This window comes from Pseudomonas sp. FG86 (genome assembly GCF_057808775.1).
Genome location: NZ_JBMDIS010000190.1, coordinates 1 through 1,260 on the forward strand (window position 1 = coordinate 1; position 1,260 = coordinate 1,260).

The following is a 1,260-nucleotide window of genomic DNA, read 5'->3' on the forward strand; positions in this document are numbered from 1 at the left end:
TGTATGGACCGGACACATGGTTGACGGGTGTGCGGGGACATGGTGGACACTTTTCGGCGAGCCAATTTCGCCGGAAAGCCATCATGCCCTGGGACACGAGAGATGCCATGAGCCTGAAAGAAGAGTTTGTTGCCTTAGCAGGGCAACCCGGCAGCAACAAACGAGAACTATGCCGACGGTTCGGTATCAGTCCGCAGACGGCTTACAAGTGGCTTAACCGCTACGCGACGCTCGGCCATTCAGGGCTGCAAGATAAATCCCGAAAACCGGCTACCAGCCCCAAGCTGACCACGCCGGCCCTGGAAGCGCAGGTCATAGCGCTCAGACAAGACCATCCAGCATGGGGTGGGCGCACGATCAGCAGCCTCTTGAAAAAGCAGATTGCTCCCAGCACCGTTACCAATGTCCTGCACCGGCACGGGCTGATTCAGCCGACTACGAAGGAGCAAGAGGCAAAGCTGAGGTTTGAACACGAGGCGCCCAACAATCTTTGGCAGATGGATTTCAAAGGGCATTTCCCGACGCAAGAAGGCAGATGCCATCCCCTGACTTTACTGGACGACCATTCACGTTTCAGTTTGGCTATTCAAGCTTGTGATAACGAGCGTGGAGCCACGGTGAAAGAAAGGTTGACCGAGGTATTCCAGCGCTTCGGATTACCGGCTCGCATCAACGTTGATAACGGACCGCCTTGGGGCTCTCCACGTAACCCTGGTGAAATCACAGAGCTGAGTATCTGGTTGATTCGTCTGGGTATTCGGATCAGTTTCAGCCGCCCTTACCACCCACAAACCAATGGAAAGATTGAGCGTTTCCATCGCTCACTCAAGGCCGAAGTACTTGAAGGGCGTCAGTTTTCCACGCTCAAGGAAGCTCAAGCAGCATTTGATCGGTGGCGTGATGTTTATAACCTGCAACGGCCCCATCAGGCGCTGGACTACAAGGTGCCTATGGACCGGTATAGAGCCAGCCCATGGGCTTATCCGCAACAGTTACCAACCTTTGAGTACGGACCGGACGACGTATTAGCCAAGGCTTATCACAGCCGTTTTCGTTTTCAGAAACGCTACTTCAGCATCGCCAAAGGTTTGGCTGGGCATCACATCGCAATACGGCCCAACACTGAAGGTGATGGACTGTTTGACGTGTTTTTCTGCCATCACTTCCTACGAACGATCGACGTGAGCAAACCTGACTATGGTCCATAATGTGTCAACCATGTCCCCGCACATGTGTCCACCATGTGTCCGGTCCATACAG

1 protein-coding gene is annotated in these 1,260 nt (G+C 53.9%); it reads left to right on the top strand.

Annotated elements, in window-relative coordinates; translation table 11 throughout:
• The first annotated feature begins 83 nt into the window (after positions 1-83).
• Positions 84-1,208, top strand: a complete 1,125-nt coding sequence (locus tag ACODSV_RS36245; protein ID WP_024073683.1) for an IS481 family transposase — start codon at positions 84-86, stop codon at positions 1,206-1,208.
• Positions 1,209-1,260 lie beyond the last annotated feature (52 nt).

Coding starts and splice junctions, on each gene's coding strand:
- ACODSV_RS36245 (WP_024073683.1), top strand. CDS start 84: ATGCCCTGGGACACGAGAGATGCCATGAGCCTGAAAGAAGAGTTTGTT.